This window comes from Streptomyces sparsus (assembly GCF_054776295.1).
The window spans coordinates 1-1768 of sequence record NZ_BAAHCA010000967.1 but is presented as its reverse complement, the minus strand read 5'-3'; the positions used below and the strand labels follow the sequence as shown (position 1 = coordinate 1768).

Here is a 1768-nt window from a genome sequence, read left to right as displayed (position 1 = left end):
CTGCCCGCCCGCCAGCACCGCGCCCGTACCGCCGGCGTCGCCCTGGTCGGCGGCGGTCCCGGCGATCCCGACCTGATAACGGTGCGCGGCCGGCGGCTGCTGGCCGAGGCGGACGTGGTGATCGCCGACCGGCTGGGCCCCCGCGACCTGCTGGACGAGCTGCCGCCGCACGTCGAGGTCATCGACGCGGCGAAGATCCCCTACGGCCGTGCGATGGCCCAGGAGGCCATCAACAACGCCCTCATGGAGCACGCCAAGGCCGGCAAGCACGTGGTCCGGCTCAAGGGCGGCGACCCGTTCGTCTTCGGCCGCGGCATGGAGGAGGTCGAGGCACTCACCGAGGCCGGTATCCCGGTGACGGTGGTGCCGGGCATCTCCAGTTCCATCAGCGTGCCCGGCGCGGCCGGCATCCCCGTCACCCACCGGGGCGTCGCACACGAGTTCACCGTGGTCAGCGGCCACGCCGCGCCGGACGACCCGGCCTCGCTGGTCGACTGGCCCGCACTGGCCAGGCTGCGCGGCACCCTCGTCATGCTGATGGCCGTGGAACGCGTCGGCGCCATCGCCGCCACGCTCGTCTCCCACGGCCGCGACCCGGGAACACCCGTCGCCGTCGTCCAGGAGGGCACCACCACCGCCCAGCGCCGGGTGGACGCCACCCTGGCGACCGTCGCCGACGTGGTGGCGGCCGAGGGGATCCGCCCGCCCGCCGTCATCGTGGTCGGCGACGTCGTGCACGTCGGCCCCGCCGGGCGCCCGTGACCCCCGTTCCGTACCCGTGAGCCCCGAACCGGGCAGCCCAGGCCCTCCGGGGCGCTCCCGGCCGCGGGCGCCCGACCGGGAGAGCCGCCGTGCGGTGGCGGCCCCGACCAGGACGAAGGCAGTGGCAGGCTGTGGCTGAACCCCTCACCGTCGAGGACCCCGACGACCCCCGGCTGGTCGACTACACCGGCCTGACCGACGTGCAACTGCGCCGCCGGCGGGAGCCCGCCGAAGGACTGTTCATCGCCGAGGGCGAGAAGGTCATCCGCCGCGCCCGCGCGGCCGGTTACCGGATGCGTTCCATGCTGCTGTCCGCCAAGTGGACGGACGTCATGCGGGACGTCATCAGCGAGGAGACCGCGCCCGTCTACGTGGTCAGCCCCGAGGTGGCCGAACAGGTCACCGGGTACCACGTGCACCGCGGCGCCTTGGCGTCCATGGCGCGTACCGCGCTGCCCGGGGTGGCCGAGCTGCTCCGCACCTCGGGGGAGGCGGGCCGGCCGGCCCGGCGGGTGGCGGTCTTCGAGGACCTCGTCGACCACGCCAACCTGGGTGCCGCCTTCCGCAACGCCGCCGCCCTGGGGATCGACGCGGTCCTGCTCACGCCGCGCTGCGCCGACCCGCTGTACCGGCGTGCGGTGAAGGTGTCGATGGGGGCGGTGCTGCACCTTCCGTGGACCCGGCTGCGGTCGTGGCCGGAGGACATGGAACTCCTGCGGGCCGCCGGCTTCACCAGCGCAGCGCTGTGCCTCGACGAGCGGTCGATCACCCTGGACGAACTGGCCGCTCGGCGCGACGACAGGCTGGCGCTGCTGTTCGGCACCGAGGGCGACGGCCTCACCCCGGGGGCGCTCGACCGTGCCGACGTGCGGGTCTGCATTCCGATGGACGCCGGCGTCGACTCCCTGAACGTCGCCGCCACCTCGGCCCTCGCCTTCTACGTCACCAGGCCCTGACCCCGCCGCCGCCCCGGCGCGGGGGCGGCGGACGACGCAGAGGGCAGCGG

General features: G+C 74.9%; 2 protein-coding genes. Both read left to right on the top strand.

Going from position 1 to position 1768, the window contains the following annotated elements; all coding sequences use genetic code 11:
* Positions 1-762 (top strand): uroporphyrinogen-III C-methyltransferase (gene cobA / locus ACYVE9_RS25405; protein ID WP_461030233.1); only part of this gene is annotated, 762 nt, incomplete at its 5' end.
* Between the two features lie 131 nt (positions 763-893).
* Positions 894-1718 carry a TrmH family RNA methyltransferase gene (locus ACYVE9_RS25400; RefSeq protein WP_461030232.1) on the top strand — a complete coding sequence of 275 codons (825 nt, stop codon included), beginning with the start codon at positions 894-896 and terminating at the stop codon, positions 1716-1718.
* The last annotated feature ends 50 nt before the right edge of the window (positions 1719-1768 follow it).